Origin of the sequence: Komagataeibacter intermedius TF2, assembly GCF_000964425.1 — a bacterium.
In the GTDB taxonomy this organism is placed as follows: domain Bacteria; phylum Pseudomonadota; class Alphaproteobacteria; order Acetobacterales; family Acetobacteraceae; genus Komagataeibacter; species Komagataeibacter intermedius.
This window is the reverse complement of sequence record NZ_BANF01000038.1, coordinates 64,384-89,676: the sequence shown is the minus strand read 5'-3', so window position 1 is coordinate 89,676 and position 25,293 is coordinate 64,384. Positions and strand designations below refer to the sequence as shown.

Annotated in this window: 30 protein-coding genes and 1 tRNA gene; 12 read left to right on the top strand and 19 right to left on the bottom strand. The window is 64.1% G+C overall.

Annotated features, from left to right (window positions below):
• Nucleotides 1–41: 41 nt before the first annotated feature.
• From B7449_RS07470 to B7449_RS07460, 3 genes are all read right to left on the bottom strand, one after another.
• A complete protein-coding gene (locus tag B7449_RS07470; protein WP_039735113.1) occupies nucleotides 42–554 on the bottom strand; it encodes a DUF192 domain-containing protein in 513 nt (170 codons plus the stop codon).
• Between the two features lie 36 nt (nucleotides 555–590).
• Nucleotides 591–1,250: an MBL fold metallo-hydrolase gene (locus tag B7449_RS07465; RefSeq protein WP_039735114.1), complete on the bottom strand. Its 660-nt coding sequence runs from the start codon at nucleotides 1,248–1,250 to the stop codon at nucleotides 591–593.
• Between the two features lie 69 nt (nucleotides 1,251–1,319).
• Nucleotides 1,320–1,700, bottom strand: a complete 381-nt coding sequence (locus tag B7449_RS07460; protein WP_039735115.1) for a host attachment protein — start codon at nucleotides 1,698–1,700, stop codon at nucleotides 1,320–1,322.
• A 130-nt stretch (nucleotides 1,701–1,830) separates the two neighbouring features.
• Here B7449_RS07460 and B7449_RS07455 point away from each other — a divergent pair, with 130 nt between their 5' ends.
• The 4 genes from B7449_RS07455 (at nucleotide 1,831) to B7449_RS07440 (ending at nucleotide 5,049) form a co-directional block, all read left to right on the top strand.
• Complete coding sequence (locus B7449_RS07455; protein ID WP_039735116.1) at nucleotides 1,831–2,919, top strand: XdhC family protein; 1,089 nt, start codon at nucleotides 1,831–1,833, stop codon at nucleotides 2,917–2,919.
• On the top strand, nucleotides 2,916–3,554 hold the full coding sequence (locus B7449_RS07450) for a nucleotidyltransferase family protein (protein WP_039735117.1): 639 nt from the start codon (nucleotides 2,916–2,918) through the stop codon (nucleotides 3,552–3,554). The genes B7449_RS07455 and B7449_RS07450 overlap by 4 nt, the downstream gene beginning before the upstream one ends.
• 79 nt (nucleotides 3,555–3,633) lie before the next feature.
• Complete coding sequence (locus tag B7449_RS07445) at nucleotides 3,634–3,984, top strand: RidA family protein (RefSeq protein ID WP_039735118.1); 351 nt, start codon at nucleotides 3,634–3,636, stop codon at nucleotides 3,982–3,984.
• 321 nt (nucleotides 3,985–4,305) lie between these two features.
• Nucleotides 4,306–5,049 (top strand): CHAP domain-containing protein, encoded by a 744-nt coding sequence (locus B7449_RS07440; RefSeq protein WP_039735119.1) that lies wholly within the window; start codon nucleotides 4,306–4,308, stop codon nucleotides 5,047–5,049.
• Between the two features lie 28 nt (nucleotides 5,050–5,077).
• On the opposite strand, the gene B7449_RS07435 is transcribed toward B7449_RS07440, so the two are convergent.
• From B7449_RS07435 to rfaD, 14 genes are all read right to left on the bottom strand, one after another.
• On the bottom strand, nucleotides 5,078–5,536 hold the full coding sequence (locus tag B7449_RS07435; protein ID WP_039735120.1) for a 23S rRNA (pseudouridine(1915)-N(3))-methyltransferase RlmH: 459 nt from the start codon (nucleotides 5,534–5,536) through the stop codon (nucleotides 5,078–5,080).
• A 3-nt stretch (nucleotides 5,537–5,539) separates the two neighbouring features.
• Entirely contained in the window at nucleotides 5,540–5,989 is a 450-nt protein-coding gene (rsfS, locus tag B7449_RS07430; protein WP_039735121.1) for a ribosome silencing factor, read from the bottom strand.
• A 95-nt stretch (nucleotides 5,990–6,084) separates the two neighbouring features.
• Entirely contained in the window at nucleotides 6,085–6,717 is a 633-nt protein-coding gene (locus B7449_RS07425; protein ID WP_039735122.1) for a nicotinate-nucleotide adenylyltransferase, read from the bottom strand.
• 15 nt (nucleotides 6,718–6,732) lie between these two features.
• A complete protein-coding gene (locus tag B7449_RS07420) occupies nucleotides 6,733–8,016 on the bottom strand; it encodes a glutamate-5-semialdehyde dehydrogenase (protein WP_039735123.1) in 1,284 nt (427 codons plus the stop codon).
• Nucleotides 8,017–8,063: 47 nt separating this feature from the next.
• A complete protein-coding gene (gene ychF / locus B7449_RS07415) occupies nucleotides 8,064–9,158 on the bottom strand; it encodes a redox-regulated ATPase YchF (protein ID WP_039735124.1) in 1,095 nt (364 codons plus the stop codon).
• A 6-nt stretch (nucleotides 9,159–9,164) separates the two neighbouring features.
• Nucleotides 9,165–9,737 carry an aminoacyl-tRNA hydrolase gene (gene pth, locus B7449_RS07410; protein WP_010514678.1) on the bottom strand — a complete coding sequence of 191 codons (573 nt, stop codon included), beginning with the start codon at nucleotides 9,735–9,737 and terminating at the stop codon, nucleotides 9,165–9,167.
• 41 nt (nucleotides 9,738–9,778) lie between these two features.
• A complete protein-coding gene (locus tag B7449_RS07405) occupies nucleotides 9,779–10,399 on the bottom strand; it encodes a 50S ribosomal protein L25/general stress protein Ctc (protein ID WP_039735125.1) in 621 nt (206 codons plus the stop codon).
• Nucleotides 10,400–10,514: 115 nt separating this feature from the next.
• Nucleotides 10,515–11,105 (bottom strand): histidine phosphatase family protein, encoded by a 591-nt coding sequence (locus tag B7449_RS07400; RefSeq protein ID WP_010514676.1) that lies wholly within the window; start codon nucleotides 11,103–11,105, stop codon nucleotides 10,515–10,517.
• 66 nt (nucleotides 11,106–11,171) lie between these two features.
• Nucleotides 11,172–12,161 (bottom strand): ribose-phosphate pyrophosphokinase, encoded by a 990-nt coding sequence (locus tag B7449_RS07395; RefSeq protein WP_039735126.1) that lies wholly within the window; start codon nucleotides 12,159–12,161, stop codon nucleotides 11,172–11,174.
• 154 nt (nucleotides 12,162–12,315) lie between these two features.
• Nucleotides 12,316–13,797, bottom strand: coding sequence for a hypothetical protein (locus tag B7449_RS07390; RefSeq protein WP_039735127.1), 1,482 nt, complete (start codon nucleotides 13,795–13,797; stop codon nucleotides 12,316–12,318).
• A gap of 8 nt (nucleotides 13,798–13,805) precedes the next feature.
• On the bottom strand, nucleotides 13,806–14,597 hold the full coding sequence (pgeF, locus tag B7449_RS07385; RefSeq protein ID WP_048883534.1) for a peptidoglycan editing factor PgeF: 792 nt from the start codon (nucleotides 14,595–14,597) through the stop codon (nucleotides 13,806–13,808).
• Between the two features lie 25 nt (nucleotides 14,598–14,622).
• Complete coding sequence (locus B7449_RS07380) at nucleotides 14,623–15,645, bottom strand: class I SAM-dependent methyltransferase (protein WP_039735128.1); 1,023 nt, start codon at nucleotides 15,643–15,645, stop codon at nucleotides 14,623–14,625.
• The gene (gene lgt, locus B7449_RS07375) at nucleotides 15,642–16,505 is read right to left on the bottom strand and encodes a prolipoprotein diacylglyceryl transferase (RefSeq protein WP_039735129.1); all 864 of its coding nucleotides are present in this window, start codon (nucleotides 16,503–16,505) and stop codon (nucleotides 15,642–15,644) included. Before lgt ends, B7449_RS07380 begins: the two co-directional genes overlap by 4 nt.
• Nucleotides 16,506–16,544: 39 nt before the next feature.
• Nucleotides 16,545–17,525 (bottom strand): ADP-glyceromanno-heptose 6-epimerase, encoded by a 981-nt coding sequence (rfaD, locus tag B7449_RS07370; protein ID WP_039735130.1) that lies wholly within the window; start codon nucleotides 17,523–17,525, stop codon nucleotides 16,545–16,547.
• Nucleotides 17,526–17,688: 163 nt separating this feature from the next.
• Here rfaD and B7449_RS07365 point away from each other — a divergent pair, with 163 nt between their 5' ends.
• The 5 genes from B7449_RS07365 to B7449_RS07345 all read left to right on the top strand — a co-directional run bounded on the left by B7449_RS07365 (nucleotide 17,689) and on the right by B7449_RS07345 (nucleotide 20,343).
• A complete protein-coding gene (locus B7449_RS07365; RefSeq protein ID WP_010514667.1) occupies nucleotides 17,689–17,985 on the top strand; it encodes an accessory factor UbiK family protein in 297 nt (98 codons plus the stop codon).
• Nucleotides 17,986–18,135: 150 nt separating this feature from the next.
• Nucleotides 18,136–18,639 carry a type III secretion system chaperone family protein gene (locus B7449_RS07360; protein ID WP_039735131.1) on the top strand — a complete coding sequence of 168 codons (504 nt, stop codon included), beginning with the start codon at nucleotides 18,136–18,138 and terminating at the stop codon, nucleotides 18,637–18,639.
• A complete protein-coding gene (proC, locus tag B7449_RS07355; protein ID WP_039735132.1) occupies nucleotides 18,639–19,475 on the top strand; it encodes a pyrroline-5-carboxylate reductase in 837 nt (278 codons plus the stop codon). The genes B7449_RS07360 and proC overlap by 1 nt, the downstream gene beginning before the upstream one ends.
• 57 nt (nucleotides 19,476–19,532) lie before the next feature.
• Nucleotides 19,533–20,174, top strand: a complete 642-nt coding sequence (locus B7449_RS07350; RefSeq protein WP_039735156.1) for a TetR family transcriptional regulator — start codon at nucleotides 19,533–19,535, stop codon at nucleotides 20,172–20,174.
• Between the two features lie 94 nt (nucleotides 20,175–20,268).
• Nucleotides 20,269–20,343 (top strand) — tRNA-Gln (locus B7449_RS07345).
• 144 nt (nucleotides 20,344–20,487) lie between these two features.
• Here the strand turns inward: B7449_RS07345 and B7449_RS07340 are convergent.
• Nucleotides 20,488–21,543 (bottom strand): alpha-E domain-containing protein, encoded by a 1,056-nt coding sequence (locus tag B7449_RS07340; protein WP_039735133.1) that lies wholly within the window; start codon nucleotides 21,541–21,543, stop codon nucleotides 20,488–20,490.
• On the bottom strand, nucleotides 21,525–22,991 hold the full coding sequence (locus tag B7449_RS07335) for a circularly permuted type 2 ATP-grasp protein (protein ID WP_039735157.1): 1,467 nt from the start codon (nucleotides 22,989–22,991) through the stop codon (nucleotides 21,525–21,527). The genes B7449_RS07340 and B7449_RS07335 overlap by 19 nt, the downstream gene beginning before the upstream one ends.
• Before the next feature lie 45 nt (nucleotides 22,992–23,036).
• On the opposite strand from B7449_RS07335, the gene B7449_RS19710 reads away from it, so the two are divergent.
• Genes B7449_RS19710 through B7449_RS07325 form a run of 3 tightly spaced genes read left to right on the top strand, consistent with a single transcriptional unit; the run spans nucleotide 23,037 to nucleotide 25,266 of the window.
• Nucleotides 23,037–23,270, top strand: coding sequence for a hypothetical protein (locus B7449_RS19710; protein WP_141654776.1), 234 nt, complete (start codon nucleotides 23,037–23,039; stop codon nucleotides 23,268–23,270).
• 5 nt (nucleotides 23,271–23,275) lie between these two features.
• Complete coding sequence (locus tag B7449_RS07330) at nucleotides 23,276–24,193, top strand: transglutaminase family protein (protein WP_039735134.1); 918 nt, start codon at nucleotides 23,276–23,278, stop codon at nucleotides 24,191–24,193.
• Complete coding sequence (locus tag B7449_RS07325; protein ID WP_039735135.1) at nucleotides 24,190–25,266, top strand: zinc-binding metallopeptidase family protein; 1,077 nt, start codon at nucleotides 24,190–24,192, stop codon at nucleotides 25,264–25,266. Before B7449_RS07330 ends, B7449_RS07325 begins: the two co-directional genes overlap by 4 nt.
• Nucleotides 25,267–25,293 lie beyond the last annotated feature (27 nt).

Genomic DNA, 25,293 nt, shown 5'->3' with positions numbered 1-25,293 from the left:
CCCGAAAACAAAAAACCACAGAAAACCAACAATCCAGGGAATTACTTAGGGGATGGGCCACCATTCAGCACAGCCGAATCCACGCGATCACCGACGACGATTCCCAATTTTTCGGTAATGCCCGCCTGCAGTTCCAGCGTGGCGCGCACGGGGCCATGGCTGCTGATACGCGCCAGGCTGAGCGGCACGGCATTTTCCACGATCGAGGACACGCGGTTATCCGGGCCGATAAAAACGATATCGAGCGATGCCTGCGTATGCTGCATCCACATGTCGCTCTGACGCGGGAAGGGCCAGACGAAGATCATGCCGCCATCAGCGGGAACGGACGGACGATACATCTCGCCCACCTGCTGCTCCCGCGGGGTCATGGCCTTTTCCACGGTAAACACATGCTTGACGCCATCAGCCGATGTAATGGTCAGCGGCACCGTTGGCAGCGCGCGCTGCGCGTGGGTCGGTTCCCCCGTTTCTTCCGCCGCCATGGCGGGAATGGACACGGCGGCCATACATGCGGCCAGGGCCAGCCACCGGCCTGCCTTGAAGGACATCATACGCAAATTCTCTCCTGCACCCTTATTATCTGCCTGTCAGTTCAGGAAGGGATTGCCCTTCCGTTCCGCGCCGATTGTCGTCGCGGGACCATGACCGGGCAGGATCGTGACATCATCGCCCAGCGGAAGCAATTCCCGCCGTATGGCTTCGATCAACTGGTCATGATTCCCATAAGGGAAATCCGTACGCCCCACCCCGCCCCGGAACAGGGTATCGCCCACGAAGGCGAAGCGGGATTCGGGATCATGAAAAATGACATGACCGGGGGTATGGCCGGGCACATGGCGCACCTCGAACCGATGTCCCAGCGCATCCAGTATCTCGCCATGTTCCACAAACCTGTCCGGGCGCACGTTTTCCAGACCGCTCAGGCCAAACAGGGCGGCCTGCCGGGTAATGGAGGACAGCAGCGCGTCATCCGCCCGGTCCGGCCCGATCACCGGCACCGGGGCGTCCTGCCGCGCGGACAGTTCACGCCGCAGCGTATCCGCCCCGCCCGCATGGTCCAGATGGCCATGGGTCAGCCAGATGGCGTCAACCGACAGTCCCTTCTCCGTAATGAACGCCATGATGCGCGGCACGTCACCACCGGGATCGACCACGACCGCATGACGCGTGTCCGGGTTCCACAATATGGAACAGTTCTGACCGAAGGCGGTGACGGGCACGATTTCAAGGGAAAGAGGTGTCGGCATGCGCGGAGCCCTACATATAAAAAAAGCGCCCCACGTTACCGCGGGGCGCATCAGACGACCAGTCGCTGCTCAGCCCACGCTGGGCAGGCGCCAGCCGGTGGCCGGAATGTCGAAATGCCCGGCCAGTTCGTGGTCGGGGGTATTGGTCAGGTCACGTTCCAGTTCCTTGACCACCAGCGGGCGGGTATGCACGTCCAGATGCGTGCGGATCTGGTGCATGACATCACCGGGGGCGGCGATCGCAATGGCCGGTGCCTTCTGCTGCCGCACGGCCGTGTTCAGGAATTCGGCGATGACCTTGCCGTAGGCGCCATTGCGCGGGGCGTCCATGCCCTTTGCATCGTCGCTCTTGAGGTGTTCAAACGTCGCAAGTCCATGTTCGCCATGCTTCAGGATACGGGCATGAATGTTATCGGCAACAACATACCAGGCAGGATCGACATAACTCATTTATATATGACTCCATTCATGCGCCCCCCACGTCGGGGTGGCCCCAATGTTGTGACAATATATGGGGGGACGACCCACGCATGTCCACCGGCTGGTGCGCATGTATGCGTGCTGATAGAGTAGTCCTGCTATGACACAGGTTTCATCCACGCGGGATCCCCTGGATCTCCTGATCGAATGGGCGCGGGCGGGTCAGCCCTGCGCCCTGGCGACCGTCACCTCGACATGGGGCAGTTCCCCCCGCCCCGCCGGCAGCATGATGGCGGTCTGCGCCAATGGCCGCATCGAGGGATCGGTCAGCGGCGGCTGCGTTGAAGGCGCGGTGATCGAGGAAGCCAAGGGCGTCATGGAAACGGGACGTCCCGCGGCCCTGTCCTATGGCGTATCGAGTGACGATGCATGGGCGGTCGGGCTTGCCTGTGGTGGCCTGCTGGATGTGTATGTCGCTGCCGTGCGCACACCGGTCCACCCACAGGGCACGCTGGATCTGGCCATGCTGGAAACCGTGGCGGAAAAACGCCGCGCCCGCGTGCCGGTTATCGTGGCGACGGATATGGCAACAGGCGCGTCCCGCCTGCTGTACCGCACGGATGCCGCACCGGGGGGCAACACGTCGTGCGATCTGGACGCGCGCCTTGCCGCCCGTGCGCAGGACGTCTTTGAAACGGGCCGCAGCCTGCGGCTGGAAGATGCGAACGGGCAAGCCCTGTGGTTCCTGCACCTTATTCCCATGCCGCCACGCCTGCTGATTGCGGGAGCGGTGCATATCGCACAGGTGCTGGCCCCCATGGCGCAGACCACGGGATTCAGCGTAACCGTGATCGATCCCCGCACGCAGCTGGCAACACCCGAACGCTTTCCCGGCATCACGCTGGAAACCGACTGGCCGGATGAGACACTGGCGCGGCTGGGGGTAGATAACCAGACCGCCATCGTGACCCTGACCCATGATGCCAAGCTGGACGATCCCACCCTGCATTACGCCCTGAATGGCGACGCCTTCTATATAGGCGCGCTGGGATCGCGCAAAACACAGGCATCCCGCGTGGAGCGACTGCGCGAGGCCGGATTTTCGGCAGCACAGATCGCCCGCATCCATGGCCCCGTGGGGCTGGCCATCGGGGCGGTGGGAGCTGCGGAAATCGCCCTGTCGATTCTGGCTGAAATCGTGGCCGTGCGGCACAACAGGCCGCTAGGGCGGATTTCGGGCTGGTCATGACGCAGGCCGGACCGTCCGTCGCAGCCATCGTGCTGGCGGCAGGTGGGTCCAGCCGCACACACCCCATGCACAAGCTGCTGGCGCCGGATGCCACCGGCCTGCCAATGATTGCCCGCACCCTACGCGCCGTGACCGCAAGCCGGGCCAACCCTGTAACTGTCGTGCTGGGACACCGCGCAGCCGAGATCAGGGCCGCGGCATTAACGGATACGCAAGCTGACTGCACACCCCGGTTCATCACCGCGCCGGACCATGCGTGCGGCCTGTCGCAAACACTGGCTGCGGGTATACGCACCACCAGCGCCCATCCGGGTGTTGCTGGCGCGCTGGTCTGCCTGGGGGATATGCCGCTGATCGACACGGCCCTGATTGATCGCATGATCGAAACCTTCCTGGCCCATCCCGACCGCCCCGGCGTCATGCCCATGCATGACGGCAGGCGCGGCAACCCCGTACTGTGGAGCCGCACCCTGTTCCCCGCCCTTCTGGCCCTTACGGGCGATCAGGGGGCACGCCATCTGCTGCACCGGCATGAGGCCACGATGCTGCGGGTGGCGGCCGGGCCGGAAATCGCGGCGGACTTCGACACTCCGGCCCGGCTGGCGGATTTCGCCCGGTGTTTTACAGACGGTTGACCTCAGCCCCCACCGGCGCAAAGAGAGAGTGCAGGACATGCGGCCATCCGCATGCCAGCCAACCAACCAGGATCAAGACATGAGCAAGATTATCCGCACCGAGCCCAACGCCATCCTGTCCAAGGTGGTGGAATATCATGGTTTCCTGTTCACGCAGGGATTCGTGGCCCGCGACCTGTCCGCCGACATCACGGCACAGACCAAGGACATCCTGGCCCAGATCGACGAAGCACTGGAACTGCATGGCACCGACAATACCCGCCTGCTGCAGGCCCAGATCTGGCTGAAGGACATCAATGACCGTGACGCGCTGAACGCCGTCTGGGGCCCGTGGCTGCCCAAGGATGGCGCACCCGCGCGCGCCTGCATCGAAGCCAAGATGGCCCACCCTGACGTACTGGTCGAGATCATGGTGATCGCCACCAAATAAGACGACCGGCAAGCGGGAAAGCATGCCGATAAACATGTCACATTTTTGCAACTTTCCCGCTTCCCAAGAATCATTCTGCTTCTGTTCCCCCTTCCGGTTTTCCTGACGTAAGCGGCTGAAAAAGAGGGGCTGAACGGTCCGGTTAGAGAATATATTCCTATTTTTTATTTGAGATTAAGTTTTTGATTGAAATATGCGATGTTGCTGTTCATCCGTCACAGCTCAGGCTTGTCAGAGTTGCAGAGGGCTTGCTACTCCGATGAACACGATGTGAGCGGGTCATCAAGGAATCACCCCAAGGTGGTGGAGAGATTGCGGAAAATGTGGATCAGAAACCTGAAGCGTGGCGTTTTGCTTTCCGTTCTCAGTGCTACGTTCGGATTCATGTTTTCAGAACAGGGCAACGCAACGACCAGGCGGCATGTCAGTCATGTGCATCCTGTTGCACATAGCGTAAGCCACCACGTCAGCGCCCGCCACGGCACACATGAACGCGGGCACGTCATCCAGTGCGTGGCCTTCGCCAAGGCGGCATCGGATGTCGAAATCCGCGGCAATGCAGTTGACTGGTGGTACAAGGCCGCCGGGCGGTATGCCCGTGGCAATGCGCCGGAAGAAGGCAGTGTCCTGAATTTCCGCGGCACCCGCCGCATGCCGCTGGGCCATGTGGCCGTGGTGCGTCAGGTCGTCAACAGCCGCACCATTGTCATTGACCAGTCCCACTGGGGCCAGCGTGGGATCAGCCGGGATGTTCCGGTGATCGACGTCTCCCCCAACAATGACTGGTCGGCCGTGCGCGTGGCGCTGAACAGCCATAACGGTGCGTTTGGCAGCATTTACCCGACCTACGGCTTCATCTATGCCCGGCCGGACACGACATCGAACATGATGCTGAGCGCTTACCAGAAAGCCGTGCGTAACCCGCCGGTCATGTCGCAGGTCCAGCCCTTCGGCCGTGCACGTCATAACAGCACCGAAGTTGCGGAAGCACCCGAAGGCATTGCCGGTCGTGCTTCTTCCTCCCTTGCCTATACGGATGACGCGCCGAACCGTTCCGTGCGGTAATCAGGTAGCAGCCATGCTGGCCCTGTAATCAGGGCCGTCCGGCACGATGATAGGGATGGCCCGCCGAAATGGCGCGGGCGCGGTACAGCTGTTCCGCCAGCATGCCACGCACCAGCATGTGCGGCCATGTCATCTTGCCCAGTGAAAGCGTATGATCGGCACGCTGCACCACGGCAGCATCCAGCCCTTCCGCCCCACCAATGACAAAACACAGGGGACGCGGGGTTTCGACCCACTGTTCCACCGCACGCGAGAAAGCCAGACTGTCATACGTCCGGCCCCCTTCATCCATCGCCACCACAATCGCACGATCAGGCAGGGCAGCCAGAATGGCCTGTCCCTCCCGGCGCTTGATTTCATTGGGGGCGCCGCGCCCTTCGGGCAGTTCCACCAGCTTGATACGCGGTGAAAGCCGGTTGGCATAACGATCAAACAGATCGCGTTCCACCCGGTCCTTCATGCGTCCGACGGCAATCAGATGAAACACCCGTCATTCCACCGGTGTTGCTGGCGCCTCCGGCGGGACATCCAGATCCGCCCCCCACATCCGTTCCAGACCGTACAGCGCACGCGCTTCCGCCTTGAACAGATGGACGACAATATCTCCCGCATCCAGCAGCACCCAGTCGGACCCGGTCGCCCCTTCGGTGCGCACGCGCCTGTGCCCGACCTCGCCCAGCTTACGGTCGATATGGGCGGCCATGGCCGCGATCTGCCGATCCGCAATGCCTGTCGCAATGACCATCCGGTCCGCGAAGGACGCGCGGCCCGTCAGGTCGATGACTACGATGTCCTCGGCCTTGTCATCTTCCAGACTGGTCGTGATGATATCCAGAAACTGTTCCACACGGGGGCCGGCTTCCCGTGTTTCGCTGGATACCGGGCCAGCCACGGCGGCCTTCTTGCGCGGCGTGCCCGGCACCTGGACGGCACTGCCCAATGACGCCGCGTTGACGCGTGGCTGTCCCGCGGAAAGGGTGCTGCCGGTCCGGCGCGTGGCGCCACTCTCGGCTGAAGGCTTTCTGGTTATGGCTGTTACTCCCGTCGGTGGCCGGAACCGGCCTGCGATGCACGTATTTGTGTTGCTGATATAGCGTTCTGCGGCGCGGGAAGAAAGACCCATGCCGGTGGCCTGCATGCTGCCAGTATGCCCGCCTGCCGCGCCGGACGCCGCCAGCGCGCAAGTTTACGGGCAATCTGCCCATGCAATGCGGCGGGATTATAGCCGGGTCGCGGCAGAATCGCGAGCGGAACCATATGCACGATATCCTGCCACCGCCGCCATCGCCCCATCTGCGCCAGCCCGTCCGCGCCCATCAGCCAGACAAAGCTCACATGCGGAAAAAGCTGCTTCAGGCGCCGCAGCGTATCGACGGTATAGCGCGTGCCGATGCGGCTTTCGATATCGGTGGCCAGCAGCCTGCGTCCCCGCACGCCATGGATACGCTGCCGCACCAGCGCCAGCCGCTGCGACAGCGGGGCCATGCCCGCCACCGGCTTGAGCGGATTGCCCGGCGAGACAAGAAACCAGACCTGATCCAGTTCAAGCTGGCGCAGGGCCCGGCAGGCAAGCTGGATGTGACCGTCATGCACCGGGTTGAATGAACCGCCCAGCAGGCCGACCCGCATCCGTCGCCCGTCCCCGCACGCCGGGAGGACATCACCCATGCCCGTCGGCAAGGATCAGGGCCGGACCTGTCCGGTGCCGATCACCTCGTACCGATACATTGTCAGCTGCTCCAGCCCGACAGGGCCACGGGCATGGAAACGCCCGGTGGCGATGCCGATTTCAGCACCGAATCCGAACTCGCCCCCATCACAGAACTGGGTGGAGGCATTCCACATGACCACCGCACTGTCCGTCCCGTTCAGGAAAGTCACCGCCGCCGCTTCGTCTTCCGTCACGATCGCTTCGGTATGGGCGCTACCATATCGCGCGATATGGGCCAGCGCGTCTTCCACGCCATTCACCACACCAACGGACAGGACCGCATCCAGCCATTCGGTGGCAAAATCATCTTCTGTCGCGGCAGGCAGGTCGGGCACGATGTCACGCGCACGCGCGTCGGCACGGAAAGTACAGCCACGCGTGGCCAGATCCTCGATCAGGCCGGGCAGGATATTGGGCGCAATCGCCTGATCCACCAGCAGCGTTTCCGTCGCCCCACAGATGCCCGGACGACGCAGCTTGGCGTTCAGCACGATACGCCGCGCCATTTCCAGATCGGCCGCCGCATGGACGTACGTGTGGCATAGCCCTTCGGCATGGGCCAGCACCGGCACACGCGCCTCGGCACAGACACGTTCAACCAGCGACTTGCCCCCACGGGGAATGATCAGGTCGATCAGGCCAGCCGCCCCCAGCATGGACGCCACATGCGCGCGGTCCGCATCGGGCGGGATCTGCACGCATTCGACCGGCAGCCCCACCGCCTTCAATCCCGCCTGCATGGCGGCATGGATGACGCGCGCGCTGTTCAGGCTGTCCGAACCACCACGCAGGATCACGGCATTGCCGGACTTGATGCATAGGGCGGCGGCATCAGCCCCCACATTGGGGCGGCTTTCGTAAATCATGCCGATCACGCCTACCGGAGTCGCGACACGGCGGATACGCAGGCCATTGGGCCGGTCCCATTCGGCCATGACATGGCCAACCGGGTCCGGCAGGCTGGCAACCTGTTCCAGCCCCTGCGCCATCGCCTCGACCCGTTCGGGATTGAGGGTCAGCCGGTCACGGAATGCCGCAGCCCCGGTAAAGGCCGCCACATCACGCGCGTTGGCGGCCAGTAGCTCCGCCTGCGCAGCGCGCAGGGCGGACGCCGCGGCGGTGAGGGCCCTGTTGCGGGTTTCCGTCGTGCTACGAGCCAGAACGCGCCCTGCTGCGCGGGCGGCAATGGCCATGGCGCGGATCACGTCCGGCTGCGGTGCATCAGCCCGCGCGGGGGTTGCAACAGCCTGATCCATGATCCGTAACTCCTTCATCGTGTCCATGAACGGGCAGTGCGCCCGTATCAGACGTTAAAGCGGAACAGCAGGACATCACCGTCCTGCACCACGTAATCCCGTCCTTCGATCCGCAGCTTGCCTGCCTCACGCGCACCGGCTTCGCCATTGCAGGCAATGTAATCATCATACGCAATGGTCTCGCAGGCAATGAAGCCACGTTCGAAATCATTGTGAATGACGGCGGCGGCCTGCGGGGCTTTCGTGCCTTCGGTAATGGTCCAGGCGCGCGTTTCCTTGGGGCCCACGGTAAAGTAGGTGTTCAGGCCCAGCAGGCGGTAGCCGGCCGCAATCACACGGTCCAGCCCGCTATCTTTCAGGCCCAGCCCTTCGAGGAACTCCACACGGTCTTCCGCGCCAAGCTGGCTGACCTCGGCCTCGATCGCGGCGGACACCACGACCATGGCGGCTCCTTCCTGTTCCGCGCGGGCGCGGACGCGTTCGGAAAACGCGTTCCCCGTCGCAGCCGACCCTTCATCCACGTTGCACACATACAGCACGGGCTTGGATGTCATGAGCTGGAGGCGGCGCACCGCTTCCTCCTGCCCTTCGGGAATGGCCTCACGCGCGGGTTTGCCTTCACGCAGGGCTTCGATCAGCGGTTCCATCAGCTCGACCTGGGCTGCGGCCTCCCGGTCGTTGCCGCGCGCCTTCTTCTGCAGCGCCACGATCCGCTTTTCCAGCGATTCAAGATCGGCCAGCATCAGTTCGGTTTCAATGATTTCCGCATCACGGATGGGGTCAACGCCCCCCTCGACATGGGTGATGTCATCATCTTCAAAACACCGCAGGACATGGATGATCGCATCCACCTCACGGATATTGGCCAGGAACTGGTTCCCCAGCCCTTCGCCGCGCGACGCGCCACGCACAAGGCCCGCGATATCGACGAATTCAAGGCTGGTGGGCAGGATCTTCTGCGACCTGCCAATGCGCGCCAGTTCCGCAAGGCGCGCGTCAGGCACCGCGACGCGGCCCACATTCGGCTCGATCGTGCAGAAGGGATAGTTCGCGGCCTGCGCCGACGCCGTTTCGGTCAGGGCGTTGAACAGCGTGGATTTACCCACATTCGGCAGGCCCACGATGCCACAGTTAAAGCCCATACGCCCTTACTCCCCGGCCTGCGCGGCCATTCTTGTCATGAACAGTTCCGGCTTCCCGTCCGCCAGCAGCACGGCTTCATCAGCCAGCGTATCCAGCATGGGGTCCAGCCACTCGCGGTCCGTGCGGGAAAAATCACCCAGCACATGGCCTGTCACACGCTCACGGCTGCCGGGATGCCCGATGCCCAGCCGCACGCGCCAGTATTCTTTCGTACCCAGCATACGGTCCATCGACCGCAGGCCGTTATGCCCTGCCGCCCCGCCGCCACGCTTTACGCGGATGCGTCCGGGTTCAAGGTCCAGTTCATCATGGAATGCCGTAATGGCGTCGGCTGGCAGCTTGTAGAAAGCGGCTGCCTGCTGAACACTCTCACCCGAGAGGTTCATGTACGTCATGGGCTTGAGCAGCAGCACCTTGTGCCGCCCGATCATCCCTTCGGCGATTTCGCCACGGAAGCGCTTCCGCCACGGGGAAAACCCGTGGCGGTCGGCAATCCTGTCCACCGCCATGAACCCGACATTGTGACGATTCCGGCTCATCCCCGTCTCGGGATTACCAAGACCGGTCCAGAGCAGCATCGTTCATTCTCCTGTCAGGTCTGCGTGGCGATGGGGAGAGATCAGCCCTCGGCTTCACCTTCAGCGGCTTCGGCAGCCTCGGCGTCTTCGTCAACACTCGGCGGTGCAACGTTGGCGATGACGAAGTTGTTGTCCTGCAGGACCGGGGTCACGTTTTCCGTGCCCTTCAGGTCGCTCCAGCGCACGTTGTCGTGGAAATCGAGCTTGGACAGGTCGGCGGTGAAGAATTCCGGAATGTTGGCCGGATCAACCACCACGTCCACCGTGTGGCGGACAATGTTCATCACGCCACCGCGCTTGACGCCGGGGGAGACGTCTTCACCCGTGAAGCGGACTTCCACTTCCACGTGCACCTTGTGGCCGGCGGCCAGGCGCTGGTAATCGACATGCAGCGGCGCATCGGTCACCGGGTGCAGCTGGATCTCACGCAGCAGGGCGTGTACGGATGCGCCCCCTTCGACGGAGATGTCATAAATGCGCGAACGCCAGCCGGCCTTATGCAGCTCACGGTTCACGATGCGGGGGTCAAGCGCGATCAGGGTAGGTTCCTGGCCGCCGCCATAGATAACGCCGGGCACGTGGCCGGCACGCCTCGTTGCACGCGCTGCCCCCTTACCAGCCTTCGCGCGCGAAGAGACTTCAATTTTCGTGAATTTGGTCACTTGTTTGCTCCTGAAACACAAGCGCGCGGGCCTCCAGGGGTGCCAGCGCGTGCGCGGCGTTTAACGGAAAACCGCGCCGGATGCAATCACCCAGGGATACGCCATGCCCGGTTTTTCAGGAAAGCGCGGTCAGGTTCCACACCGGCGTCGGCCCAGGTTCGGCCCACATGGGGGTGGCGTTGGGCAGGCGCACATTCGGCTTGAGATGCATGGCCGAGCGCAGGGCGCGGAACATCGCGCCATGGCAGACGATCAGCGGCACGCCATCCTTTTCCAGTGCCCGGTTCACCGCCGATACCGCGCGTTCACGCAGGTCGGCGAAGCTTTCGCCATTGGGGGGCGTATAGTCACCGGCAATCCAGCTGTCGTACCACGACCCCATGGGCTTGCCTTCCTCATCACCGAAGCAGACTTCCTTCAGCCCGTCATCCAGCGCAATGTCCAGCCGGGGCGCGCCATGGGCGGCCAGCTGGTCGGCCACGATTTCGGCCGTGCGGCGCGCGCGGATCAGCGGTGACGACACGATCCGCACGATCGGCGCATGGTCATGCCAGTGACGCGCCAGCAGCAGGCCTGCAGCCTCGGCCTGCCGTATGCCGTTCTGGTTCAGCGGAATATCGGTCCGTCCCTGTGAACGCCCCTGTGCATTCCAGTCCGTTTCCCCATGGCGCAGATACCAGTAAGGCCGGGTAATCAGGTCAGTCATGGGTCGTTCCTTCTTGCTACACCTTTTGGGGTAACGCCGGGACGGCGGGGGGGTCAATCCCGTCCTTCAGTCAAACAGCGACGAGACCGAGCTTTCATCCGATATGGCCTGCATGGCGCGCGAAATCAGGGCCGCCGTGCTGATCTGGCGGATATTGGCCGAGTCCTTCACCGCCTCGGTCGCCTTGATGCTGTCGGTCAGGGTCAGCATGCCCAGCGGCGACTGGCCGATGCGGCTGACCGCGCTGCCGGTCAGCACGCCGTGGGTCACATACGCCTCGACCGCAACGGCGCCGTGCTTCATCAGCGCTTCCGCCGCATTGCACAGCGACCCGCCGCTATCGACAATATCATCAACCAGAACGCAGTACCGGCCACGCACATCGCCAATGACGTTCATGACTTCCGACACGCCCGCACGCTCGCGCCGCTTGTCAATGATGGCAAGGTCCACGTTCAGGCGCTGCGCCAGCTGGCGGGCACGAACCACGCCCCCCACGTCGGGCGAGACGATCATGAGATTGTGCGGACCGCCGGGAATATCCATGGCCGGGGCGTCATAGGGCAGCGGCGGCTCCCCATCGAGCTTCATGCGCCCCCGGATGTCGCGCGTGAACAGGGGGGCGGCATACAGGTTGTCCACCGGAATATCGAAGAAGCCCTGTATCTGCATGGCATGCAGGTCCATGGTCAGGACGCGGTTGGCCCCCGCCTCGACCAGGATATTGGCCACCAGCTTGGCGCTGATCGGCGTGCGGGGACCGGATTTGCGATCCTGCCGGGCATACCCGAAATACGGCATGACAGCCGTAATGCGCCGTGCCGACCCGCGACGCAGGGCGTCAAGCATGATCAGCAGTTCCATGAGGTTGTCATTGGTGGGGGAACAGGTGCTCTGGATAACGAACACATCCTCGCCACGCACGTTTTCATGGATTTCGACGAAGATTTCCATATCGGCGAACCGCCGCACGGTCGCATTACAAAGCGGCAGCCCCAGTTCCGCCGCGACTTTTTCAGCAAGGGGCAGGTTGCTGTTACAGGCGACAATCTTCATCGTGTGACGCTCCCGGGCGGCGGTACAGGCGATCAGGGTGGCTTTTGCGGCGCCACCCCCCTTGTTTATGTGCGGCGTTCTAGCAACCGGCACATACCCTGTCACCTGTCTAAGGATGGCGAAACCTGCACGCCTGCCCTTCGTTGCTGATCCGTCACACCGGGCGGCGGGGCGGCAGCGTCACGCCGGGAAAGGGTCGGGGCGGCGTGACCGGCACGGGTTTGCCGGTAATCTCGTGCGGGGCCGTATCCTCTGTCGGCACGGCCCTGGGCATGGGGGGCCATTCGTCCGCCTTCTTTGCCGCAGGCCTGGACACGGTGGCTGTCGCGGGCCGGGGCGTCGATACCGGGGCGGAGGCATGGACCGCAGGCGCAGGTGCCGCAACCGGGGAAACAGGACGTGCAGGCGCAACCGGGCTGGTGGGCGCGGCAGGCGCGGCCGTATGCGTGACAGCCGCCGCAGGGGATGGCGTGGGTGCGACGATCGGCGCACCGGAAACCGCCGGAACGGATGCAGCACGTGTGGCAGCGGGCGCCTGTGTCGCCAGCCCGCCATCCACCACACCGGGACCAGAGGGAACAGCGGCCACGGCTTTTGTCACCGGCACGCCTGCAGTCGCACTGGCGGCCACGGTCGACGGGGCAGCCATCGTGGCCACCGTTCCGGCTGCGGCCGCGCTGTCAGCCACGGGCGGCGCGGCAGGAGATGCCGAACGGGCAGGCAGCACGCCGTCTGCCGCAAGCGGGACATTCGTACGCCCCGAGTAGCGCGTGATGATCTGGCGCGCGGCGCCTGCGGCCTCATCCGCGGCGGCAATGGCGACATCGCCCCATTTCGCATCAAGGGAGTGGGCCGCAATGTCATGAATCTGCGTGGCGGCGCCCGCTTCCTTGCCCTGCGCGTCCAGCACCTGCCAGGTCAGCACGATATGCTGCTGCTTCGTGGTGGAGGTCGTGGTGACCGCGTCATTCAGCACGACCGTGCAGCGCACCGTATAGTCCGCCCCGGTTGCGGTATGGCGGATATCTTCATGCGCATCGGGGAACGCCGCGACAAACGCCCGCGCCAGGGCACGGTCCCCATCGCCCGGCGCGCCCTGCACGCCCGCGAAATAGACATGGGCGGGACGGTTCTTGAGGCTGTTGGGGTCCTTCTGCATCTGTGCAGCCTGTATCCCGGTCAGCAGTTCGGCAACGCCCGGGGCCGCTTCCTGCGCCGAGCGGGCAATGGCCTGCCCATCCACTGCCTGCCACCTTGCCGACGGGACGGGCGCGCCATCCATGTGGCCGCGTTCCTCCCCTTTCGGGGTCATGACGGCATAGGTGGGGACAATCACGCCGTTCCGGGCGTCTGCCGTCATTTTCAGCCACCAGTCACCCGTGCGGACCGGCTGGCCCATGGCTGGCACCGACTGCGCCAGCAGGGCATCGACCATGGCGTGCTGCCAGCCCTGCGCGCCCGCGGAATCCGTGCCTGATGCCGTCGAGACCGGCACCGCCAGCCGCGCCGCAGGGGCCTCGGCCGTCGTGGTCCCATGACGGAAAGGATGCGGCACATCGACACACCCCCCCAGCATACAGAGGACTGCAATGGCTGACCCCGTCAGCAGCCGCCGGGCAAAAACTTCTGACATCATGTCCCTATCTATATCGTCCGGCAGGCAATAACGGAAATCTGATGCCCGATGACCCCGCCACCGGCCAGCGTACGACGGCGATGACTGAAAAAGCGCGCCTCATCACGCAGGGTATCGACCCCCAGCGCCCCGGCCTGCCCCACCCCGCACCGCCGCAGCCGCATGACGCAGTATCCCGGCAGATCAAACATGAAATGTCCCGGCCGCGCCGCAGGGGTGAAAAAGGCAGCCGCCGCCCCGTCATGCGCCAGCGCCGCATCGCGCATGTCCGGCCCGACCTCGTAACTGTCCCGCGCGATACAGGGGCCGACCTCGGCACGGATGTCACCCGCCGCACAGCCCAGTGCGCCCATGGCCGCCACCGCCGACTCCACAATGCCGCCACATGCCCCACGCCAGCCCGCATGGGCCGCGCCCACCACGGTGCCCTGCGCGTTGCTGAACAGCACCGGCGCGCAGTCCGCCGTGATCACCCCCAGCGCAAGACCGGGACGATCCGTCACCATGCCGTCGCCATCCGGCCCCTGCCCGGTCGCCCATGGCGTCGTGACCGTAATGGTGCGGTCCCCATGCACCTGCGTCAGGCCCAGCAGGTGGTCGGAACGCACCCCCACATACCGTGCCACGCGCCGCCGGTTTTCATGCAGCGCGTCGGGGTCATCCGCCGAACGGGTCGAGCAGTTGAGACTGGCATACGGCCCGGTGGACACGCCACCCTGCCGGGTAAAGAACCCATGCCGGATCCCGGCGAAGACCGGACTGCGCAGCACCTGCGCGTCCGTAATCGCATTATCCGTCATGATCCTGCCCCTCTCCTGTGTCCCGTCATTCCCCGCGCGGCCCCGCGAAACCCGGCAGGCCACCCGCAAGCCCCGATGACAGGCCCATTACACGAAAAAGCTGGCCCATGTGCCCGGGCGCCGCAAGCCGCATGGCCGCGGCCCTGATGTCACGCGCCTGCGCCGGCGCCGCGCGGGCCAGCTGTTCGGTTCGCGCCGCAAGCCCCAGCCCCCCCAGAAAACTGCCCTGCGTGACACTGCCCCATATCCTCACACCTGCGGGGACGTGATCGGCAATAGCGTGGAAATCAACATGCGCGGTCAGGTCCGCCATACCCGGATCATGCAGCGGGTCCGCCGCCTGCCCATCGCGCAGCGCCTGCAGGCTGTCGCCAGCCGCCGGGGCATCATATCCATAATCAATCAGCACTGCCGCCCCGGAACAGCGCAGCAGGCGTGTGGCGACCGCATGAACAAAATCCAGCGCGGGCTGGCAGGTTTCCAGCACCTCCCCTTCCGGCACCGGGCGCGCGCGGGCGGGATGATGCGCCGGAAAACGGGCCGGAACCTGCACGAATGCACCATCGCGCACAAAGCGTTCCGCCCATCCCTGCCCGCGCCTGACGAACTGCCGGATGGGCAGCGCATCAAGAAATTCATTCGCCAGCAGCACCATCGGCCCATCGGGCACGCCATCCAGTCCGTCATGCCAGCAGACAGGTTCTGCCGTAGCGTCATGCAGGGCACGCGCCTGCACCGCGCGCAGGCGGGGCGATGTCTCGATCAGATGGACGCGCATGGCCCGGTGGCAGGCGGGAGCGACCCGGCGCACCAGACGCTGCGCATCCGCCATGAGCGTGCCCCGCCCCGGCCCGGCTTCCACCAGCATGAAGGGGTCGGGACGGCCAAGCTGGTCCCACACTACCGCCACCCACGCGCCCAGCAGTTCACCAAACACCTGCGATATTTCAGGCGATGTAATGAAATCGGCAAACGGGTCGCGTCCCGCGTAATAGGCGGCATTCGCCCGGGCCATGAAATGGTCCAGGCGTTCGCCGTGCCCGCTCACCGGGCGGGTCCACCATCGCCTGCGGGGTCGTCCGGTTCCTCCGCCATGACGGATGTACGCGCAGGGCGCAGGCAGGCATTGAGCATAAGCCCCGCCCCGCCAATCGCCATGGGCACGCACAGCACCTGCCCCATTGTCACGCCGAAGGGCAGGAAACCGATAAACGCATCCGGTTCGCGGAAACATTCGCACGCCGTCCGCGCCACCGCATACCCGAACAGGAACAGCCCCGCGATGAACCCCGGATGCTGGCGCACGCGCAGGCTGCGCGACACGCACCACAGCAGCGTGAACAGCAGCAGCCCTTCCGCAAACGCCTCATACAGTTCGGATGGATGGCGCGGTTCCGGCCCCGCATCGGGAAAGATCATGGCCCATGGCAGCGACGACGGGGCCGGTCGCCCCCACAGTTCGCCATTGATGAAATTGGCGATCCGCCCCAGCCCCAGCCCGATGGGCACGACCGTGGTAATGCGATCCGAAAAGGCAAGGAAGCTCAGCCCGTTCAGACGCGTGAACACGATCAGCGCGATGATCACGCCCGCCGCCCCGCCATGAAACGACATGCCGCCACGCCAGACCTGCAGGATCGCCAGCGGATGCGTCAGGTAATATCCCGGCTGGTAGAACAGGATGTAGCCCAGCCGCCCCCCCAGCACCACGCCCAGCGTCGCCCATGTCAGGAAATCATCCACCTGCAGCGCAGTGGCGGCCCGCGGCGGCAGCGCCACCAGATGGCGCGCGATACGCCACCCCGCCACAAGGGCCACGATATAGGCCATGGCATACCAGCGGATGGCGAAGGGTCCGAAATGGACCATTACCGGATCGAACTGCGGGAAGATCAGGACAGGCAGCATCAGCCCACTTTCATTGTCATGGTGGTCGTGTCGGCGTGATTACAGGTAGGGATCAGGGGCCGCGAGATAATCATGGACATAACGGCGCACCCCATCTTCCAGCGTCGTGAAGGGGCGGCTGTAGCCCGCCGCGCGCAGCCTGCGCATGTCGGCACAGGTAAAGGACTGGTACTGCCCGCGCAGGGCTTCGGGCATGTCGATGAATTCGATCCGGCGCGGCACGTTCGCCGCATCACACACGGCATGGGCCAGGTCGGCATAGGTGCGCGCCACCCCGGTGCCGCAGTTGAACAGCCCGCACACGGTACCATGGTCCAGCAGCCACATCATGACATCGACCACATCCCCAACCCAGATGAAATCGCGCGCCTGCGCCCCGTCCGCCAGCCCCGGCACGTCAGAGCGGAACAGGCGCAGCGGCCGACCCGCGCGGGCCTCGTCATACTTGACCTTCACCACCGAGATCATGCGTCCCTTGTGGTATTCATTGGGGCCATAGACATTGAAGAACTTCAGCCCCGCCCATGACAGGCCGGACATCGCCCCGTCCGCGACCCGGCGCTGCACCGACAGGTCAAACGCCTGCTTGGACCAACCGTACAGATTGAGTGGCTTCAGCCCGTCCAGCAGCGCGGGACCGTCACTGAACTGCTCCGGCCGGTCGGCCGCCCCGTATGTCGCGGCGGAGGAGGCATAGATGAACCGCACCCCTTCATGCGCGCACCACGACAGCAGCCGTTCGGACAGGTCCACATTGGTACGCCATACCAGGTCGCCATCGGTTGCCGTCGTCTCGCTGATTGCGCCCAGGTGGATCACGGCGGATATGTCCGGACGGGTATCAAGCCATGCGTCCAGCGCCTCGGGGGCGATGATGCGCGTGGGCGTATGGTGGCGCAGGTTGCGCCATTTGCCCGCATTGCCCAGCCAGTCCACCACGACCGTCCCGATCCCGCGCGCGTGCAGCGCCTGCTGCATGCACGATCCGATGAAACCCGCACCCCCGGTAATAACGATCACTGTCCCGCACCCCCCTGTTGCATGGATGTCGATATTGCGACGTCGCCACGGCCACCACAATCGTGCGGATAGCCCTGAGGCGGCAATGTGTCTATAGTGGGCGCTTTCATCACGCGCGTGGACTGGCACAGGACGCGGCGCGGAACGTCATGGAGTATCCACTATGTCCGACAGGCCCCGCATTTTTGATGACCTGGCTGGTGTGGCCGGGGGCGCGTTTTCGGCACTGGCCGGCGTGCGTGAGGAAATCGGCGCCATCGTCCGCGCCCGTGTGGATGAAACACTGGGCAGCCTGAACCTTGTCCGCCGCGATGAATTCGAGGTCGTGCGCGAAGTCGCGACCCGCGCACGCCTGGCGCAGGGCGAACTGGAAAACCGGATCAGCCGGCTGGAAGAACGCGTATCCGACCTGGAAGCCAGCCTGACCGCGCCCCCGTCCGCCCCCCGTTCGGGCCTGTAAGCACAACGCTTGCAGCGCGTGCCTGCCGGTCATAGGGTAACAGGACGGTCCATGCCCTGATTCCCCGCAACAGGCCACGGACCGGATGCAGAGATACGGAATCCGGGATCATGCCCGGATTTCCTCCACGACGGCTTCGGGGAGTGCCACATGCCAGCTCTGACTGAAACAGCAACCGCACGCAATACGAATCCACTCGATCTGATGGAACGGATCGTGGGCGGATATGACTGGAATTTCGAACGCCGCAGCGATTCGGAAATGGCCGCCGAGGCACCGGGCAAATGGTGCGATTACGGCCTGTTCTTCTGCTGGTCGGAAGAGGTGAACGCCATGCACTTCACCTGCACGTTCGACCTGAAGGTTCCCGCGGACCAGCGCCGCAACCTGTTCGAACTCGTGGCGCTGGCCAACGAACGGCTGTGGATTGGCCATTTCGGCATGGACCTTGACCATGGCACGCCGGTTTTCCGCCATGCGGTCCTGCTGCGCGGGTCCCGTGGCGCATCGGTGGAAAGCCTGGAAGACATGATCGACATCGCACTGACGGAATGCGAACGTTTCTACCCCGCCTTCCAGTTCGTACTGTGGGGCGGCAGGAAACCGGCGGACGCGCTGGAGGCCGCGATGCTTGACTGCGCGGGGATGGCCTGATGCCCGACAGCCTTCCGCCCCTGCTGCTGGTCGGTTGTGGCAAGATGGGGGGGGCCATGCTCGATGGCTGGCTGAAGGAAGGGCTTGCCCCTTCCTTCATCGTCGACCGCCACCGGGAATCCGTGCCGGCCCCGCACCACCTCGTGCGCAGCCCTGATGATGTCCCGGCCGATTTCCGGCCGGGCATGATCATACTGGCCACCAAACCGCAGAAAGTGGACAGCGTCCTGCCTGCGGTGGCGCCCTTCGCCGTCCATGCGCCCGTCATATCCGTACTGGCGGGCCGGACGGTCAGAAGCCTGACGGACGCGCTGGCGGCCCACCAGCCGCCCGGCAGCCCGGCACCCATCGTCATCCGCACCATGCCCAATACGCCCTGCGCCATCGGGCAGGGCATGACGGTATGCTACGCCCCGCCTGCCGCAACCCCCGTGCAGCGCCGGCTGTGCACGCGCCTGCTGCGCGCGGTGGGGGAAGTGGCCTGGGTCGAACATGAAGACCAGATCGACATCGTCACCGCCATTTCCGGCAGCGGGCCGGCCTATGTCTTCCTGCTGGCGGAACTGTTGGAACAGCTGGGCGTGGCTGATGGCCTGCCGCCTGAACTTGCCCGCCAGATCGCGCGCCAGACGGTTGCGGGATCGGGCGCGCTGATGCAGCAGAGCGGCATCGACGCCGCCACCCTGCGCCGCAACGTGACCAGCCCCAACGGCACCACGCAGAAGGCGCTGGAGGTGCTGATGGCGGACGGCGCATGGCCCGCGACCCTTGCCGCGGCCCTAAAGGCGGGGGCAAAACGGGCACGCGAACTGTCGGGCCCGCAACCCGTTTCATGACCACGTGGTGCTGCGTGGCCTCCACCGATACCCTTAACCCGGAAGATTATGCCCTCCATGGATAACGACCTGTTTGACGCCACCCTTCTCCGCTCAGCGTTGGAACGTGCCGCCTCGCACGGATGGCGACGCATGACGGTCGTTGATGCCGCGCGGGACGCCGGGCTGAGCCTGGAAACCGCCCGCAGGCGCGCGCCGTGCAAGGCGATGATCCTGCTGACGCTGGGCCGCCTGGCGGATGAAGCGGCGCTGGTGGAGGACGAATCCGAAGGAAGCGTGCGCGAAAAGCTGTTCGACATGCTCATGCGTCGGCTGGATGTGTTCCAGCAGTACCGCGACGGGGTGCGCAGCGTGCTGCGCGCGGTGCCGATGGACCCGCCACTGGCCATCCTGCTGGGGGGGGCAACGCTGGAAAGCATGAAATGGATCGCCAACGCGGCGGGACTGGAAACGAACGGTCTGGTCGGTGGCCTGCGCCTGCAGGCCCTGCTGGGTGTATGGACCATGACCCTGCGCGCATGGGACAAAGATGACAGTCAGGACATGGGCACCACCATGGCAGCACTTGATCAGGCGCTGGACCGTGCCGCGCGTGTGATCGGCCTGGCCCCGGCGGCCCCGCAGGCGCCATTACCCGGCGGTGGCCATGACGCGGGGACCGACCCGCTGGTGGACCTGCCGCTGGAGCCGTCATTCTGAATGAACGGGTTCGGGCTGCCCCCCCCTTTACGGGACAGCCCTTTAGACATTAGAAGATCATCCTGACGCACGATTCGTGCGGTTGTCGGCTTATTGGGGCGTAGCCAAGTGGTAAGGCAGCGGATTTTGATTCCGCCATGCGGAGGTTCGAACCCTCCCGCCCCAGCCAGTCATTCCTGAAATCGGGTCACATCGCAGTCTGCCGGATCGGCCGGTCAGGGCATATCCGGAAGATGTTTCTGGTGAAGCTTTTGAAAAAAGGCGACATCCAGAAACGTTTATCCGTTTTTGATCACTACATTATTTTAAAACGTCAGTTCTGGACCTGTTCCATCCGGCCCGTACCCGTAGAGTGGACCGACAGGACGGGCGGCCAGAAGGCATGGGCGATTTCACTCTGGATCTGCCGCAGTTCGCGCTGGATCCAGTCCATGTATTCATGCAGGCCCCGCATGATGATGTCTTCCACCGTCTGTTCCGCCAGCGTGACGCGCAGTTCCTCCACCCGTTCAATGATCGGGGCGCAGTGGCGCAGGCGATATTCCCCCGCCAGTGATCCCAGCACGCTGTAGACACTGCGCAGGCTGGTGGACAGCGACCGTGGGAAACCGTCGTTCTTCAGCAGGAACCCCACGATATTGGCAGGCGTCATCCCTTCGGGCAGGACGCGGCGGAACGCATGATATGCCGCAGCCGAGCGCAGCACGGATGTCCACTGGCTCATGTCGATATCCGACCCGATCCCGACCTCGCTGGGCAGCAGGGTATGATATTTGATGTCGATCAGCCGCGTGATCTGGTCCGCGCGTTCAAGGTTCTTGCCAAGGATATAGAACAGCCATGCCTGGTCGCGGTACAGCGTGCCCTCCGTTATGCCAAAATGCGTCTGGCAATCCTGCTTCAGTCGCGTGCACAGGCTGGACAGGTAACCCGCGCCCACGTCATTGGGGCCCAGTTCCATGACCCATCGCGTAAAGACATTCAGGTGCATCCACATTTCGGTCGAGATCAGGGGACGCAGCACCCGCGCGTTTTCCCGCGCATAACGGGCCATGGACACGATGGAATCCGGATTGTTGGCGTCGATAATGTAAAAAGCCACCACGCTGCGTTCGGTCGCGGTTTCATGATGCTGGAAGAACAGGTCTTCATCCGCGTTGATCCGGATGACGCTGTCCCATCCCGCGTCCATGTTGGTGGCGGAAACCGATGCGCTGGTCACCTCGATCAGGCGGGCAAGATTTTCGATGCGCTCCATATAGCGCGCCAGCCACATCGTGCTTTCGGCATAGCGCGAAAGCAGGTTGCGCAGCCCCGGCACGACCGGGGCGGGAAAGACCGAAGCCTGTGTCATGATGCCAGCACCCATGTATCCTTTGACCCGCCACCCTGCGACGAATTGACCACCAGAGACCCCTTGCGCAGCGCCACGCGCGACAGGCCGCCCGGCAGCACCCACGTATCGCGCCCTGTCACGGCAAAGGGGCGCAGGTCCACATGCCGCGCCTCCACCCCCGCGGGGCATAACGTGGGCGAAACCGACAGGCTTATGACCGGCTGACTTATGTAATTGGCCGGGTTGGCACGCAGCAGGGCGCGGAATTCATCCAGTTCGGCCTGCGTGGCGTGGGGCCCGATCAGCAGTCCGTACCCACCGGATTCGCCTACCGGCTTGACCACCAGCCGTTCGATATTGGCCAGCGTGTATTCCAGCCCCTCGCGCTCGGCGCAGATATGGGTTTCCACATTGGTCAGGATCGGCTCCTCATCCAGATAATAGCGGATGATGCGCGGCATGTAGGCATAAACGGCCTTGTCATCCGCGACGCCGGTGCCAATGGCATTGGCCAGCGTCACGTTCCCCCGGCGATAGGCATCCACCAGTCCCGGCACACCCAGCATGCTGTCAGGATTGAATACCAGCGGGTCAAGGAAATCGTCATTCAGCCGGCGATAGATGGAATGGACCGGCCGGGGACCGGCCACGGTGCGCATGTAAACGCGCCCGTCCTCCACCATCAGGTCGCGTCCCTCGACCAGCGGAATACCCATTTCACGCGCCAGGAACACGTGTTCGAAATACGCGGCGTTGTAGATGCCCGGCGAAAGCAGGACCACCTGCGGGTTATCCACGCCCGCGGGTGCGACCTCCGCCAGAGCGCGGTGCAGGCGGTGGCCGTATTCATCGACCGGACGGATGTTCAGCCCCCGCGCCAGATCGGGCATGAGGCGCAGCATCATCTGCCGGTCCTCCAGCACGTACGACACGCCTGACGGCGTGCGGGCGTTATCTTCCAGCACCAGGAAACGGCCATCACGGTCACGCACCAGGTCCGTGCCATTGATATGCACGTACACCCCGCCGGGCACGTCCAGCCCGACCATGGCCTGACAGTAATTGGCGTTGCCCAGCACCAGATCCCGCGGCACCACGCCGTCATTGAGGATATGCCGGTCGTGGTAGATGTCATGCAGGAACAGGTTGATGGCACGCACGCGCTGCTGCACGCCCCGTTCAATATGATCCCATTCCGTCGCGGTCAGCACGCGGGGAATGACATCGAACGGCAGGACACGGTCGATCGCCTCGCGGTCGGAATAGACGGTAAAGGTAATGCCAAGACGGTAGAACTGCGCCTCTACCGCGGCGGCCCTGCGGCGCAGTTCCGCCAGGTCGAAGCGGGCCAGACGGTCGCGCACCCGCTTCAGGTCCGGGGGCGGGCTGTCCCCGCGATTGAGCAGTTCACAGAAATAATCCGGAATGTCGTACGTCGCGAACAGCCCGGCGGCCTGTACTGCCGTTTTCATATCATTCATGCCCTGCCCCCGCTGGCGTGGAGGTGGATCAGGCGCGAAGGAATCATGTCCGCCCACCTGCAATTTCATTTCGATCCGTTTCTAGCGGAGCAAGAAAATCGTCTCTTGCCAAGAACGAATCTGCATTCCCCTTCCATTCGTACCCAAATGACTGAAAAATACGATATTGCCGCCACCACCAATCCTGATACCGTAAACCGGCATACAGACACCACGTCCGAACCGCACCATCGCCGGATCACGATGGCAGGCATGCGGGACAGTTTTCCGGGGCTTTAGATTACATGAACGCGCATGCCATGCTGGTCCACCACACACGGTACCGATACGACCGGCCCGTTCACCTCGGCCCGCAGACCATCCGGCTGCGACCCGTGGCGGCGTGCAGGAACATCCTGTTCCACAGCATGGACATCGCCCCGCAGCCCTGCACGCGCACATGGGGACTGGATGCATTTGGCAACCATGCCGCCCGCATTACGTTTCCCGAACGTGTTACGCATTTCGACATTACCATCCGCCTTGCCACCGACCAGACGCCCGTCAACCCGTTCCACTTCACCATGGCCCCGTCGGCGTGCCGCTGGCCAGCGGACGGGGCATGTGACACCCCTGCCCTTGGCCCCTACATGCAGGCGGCAGACGAAGCCGGGGACGGTGCGCCGACCCCGCTGCTTGATGCATTCGTGCAGGAATGGCGCGCCCTGCTGCCCAGCCCGACACTGGACCTGCTGGTGAACCTGACACGGACCATCGCCGCGCGCATCACCTACCGCATCCGGACCGAAGCCGGCGTCTGGTCACCGGAGGACACCCTGCGCAATGCCGCCGGGTCATGCCGGGACAGCGCATGGCTGCTGATTGCCGTGCTGCGCCGCCTGGGCTTTGCCGCCCGGTTTGTATCGGGCTACCTGTTCCAGCCGGACCTGAACGCACCGGACCGGCTGGGGTGCGACCTGCATGCCTGGACGCAGGTGCATTTACCCGGCGCGGGGTGGATCGGGCTGGATACGACATCGGGGCTGCTGGCGGCACAGGGACATATCCCGCTTGCCGTTGCCCCCACGCCACCGCAGGCGGCCCCCGTCAGTGGCCTGCTGGACCAGTGCGTCGCCACCTTTGAAGCCATAATGGAAACCGTGCCCATGCCCCCGATCGCGGACATGGCGTCCCAGCCGCACCGGGCGATACACCCCTTATGAAACTGTTTTTCTGCCAGTCATGCCAGCAGGTCCTGTTTTTCGAAAATACGGCATGCGAACGCTGTGGCCATACGCTGGGTTATGTGCCTGAACGCACCATGCTGTCCGCGCTGGGCGCCATGGGGGACGGGCTATGGCAGCCGCTGGCGACGCCGGATGCGCCACCACGCGCGCTATGTGCCAACAATGCCTACAGCGCGTGCAACTGGCTGGTCGAGCCGGGACAGCCTTACTGCCTTGCATGCAGTTTCAACCGCACCATTCCCAACCTGTCGGTACCGGGCAATATCGCGCGGTGGCAGAAGCTGGAGGTCGCCAAGCACCGGCTGTTCTACAGCCTTCTGCGGCTCGGGCTGCCGCTGCGCAACCGGCGGCAGGACCCTGAAGGCGGCCTGGCGTTCGATTTCCTCGACAGCCTGCCCGACGGCACCCCCGCCATGACCGGGCACACGAACGGCGTCATCACCATTGCCCTGAACGAGACGGATGATGCACGACGCGAACAGATGCGGCTGGAAATGGGGGAATACTACCGCACCCTGCTGGGCCATTTCCGCCATGAAATCGGGCATTATTACTGGAATGTCCTGATCCGCGACGCAGGCCCCGACCGGCTGGCCGCCTGCCGGGACGTGTTTGGCGATGACCGACGCGATTATGCCGACAGCCTGAAGGCGCATTACGCAGCACCCGCCAGCGACGCGTGGCGCGGGCAGTATGTCAGCCATTACGCGACCTCCCACCCGTGGGAGGACTTTGCCGAAACATGGGCGCATTACCTGCACATCATCTCGACGCTCGAGACCGCATGGGCCTATGGCATGTCCATTGACGCGGCAGGCGCCCACGCCCCCCCGCTGCGCGCCAGCATACGCCGCGATCCCTATACCGCAATGTCATTTGCCGAAATCACGGATGGCTGGCTGCCCCTGACCTATGCAGCCAACAGCCTCAACCGCTCCATGGGGCTGCCGGATTTCTACCCTTTCGTGCTGGCGCCGGGAATCCTGCGCAAACTGTCCTTCATCCACGCACTGATCCGCGATAGCCGCGTGGACAACATAACGACATGATATAAAAGAAATTTCCCCGAACGCGCT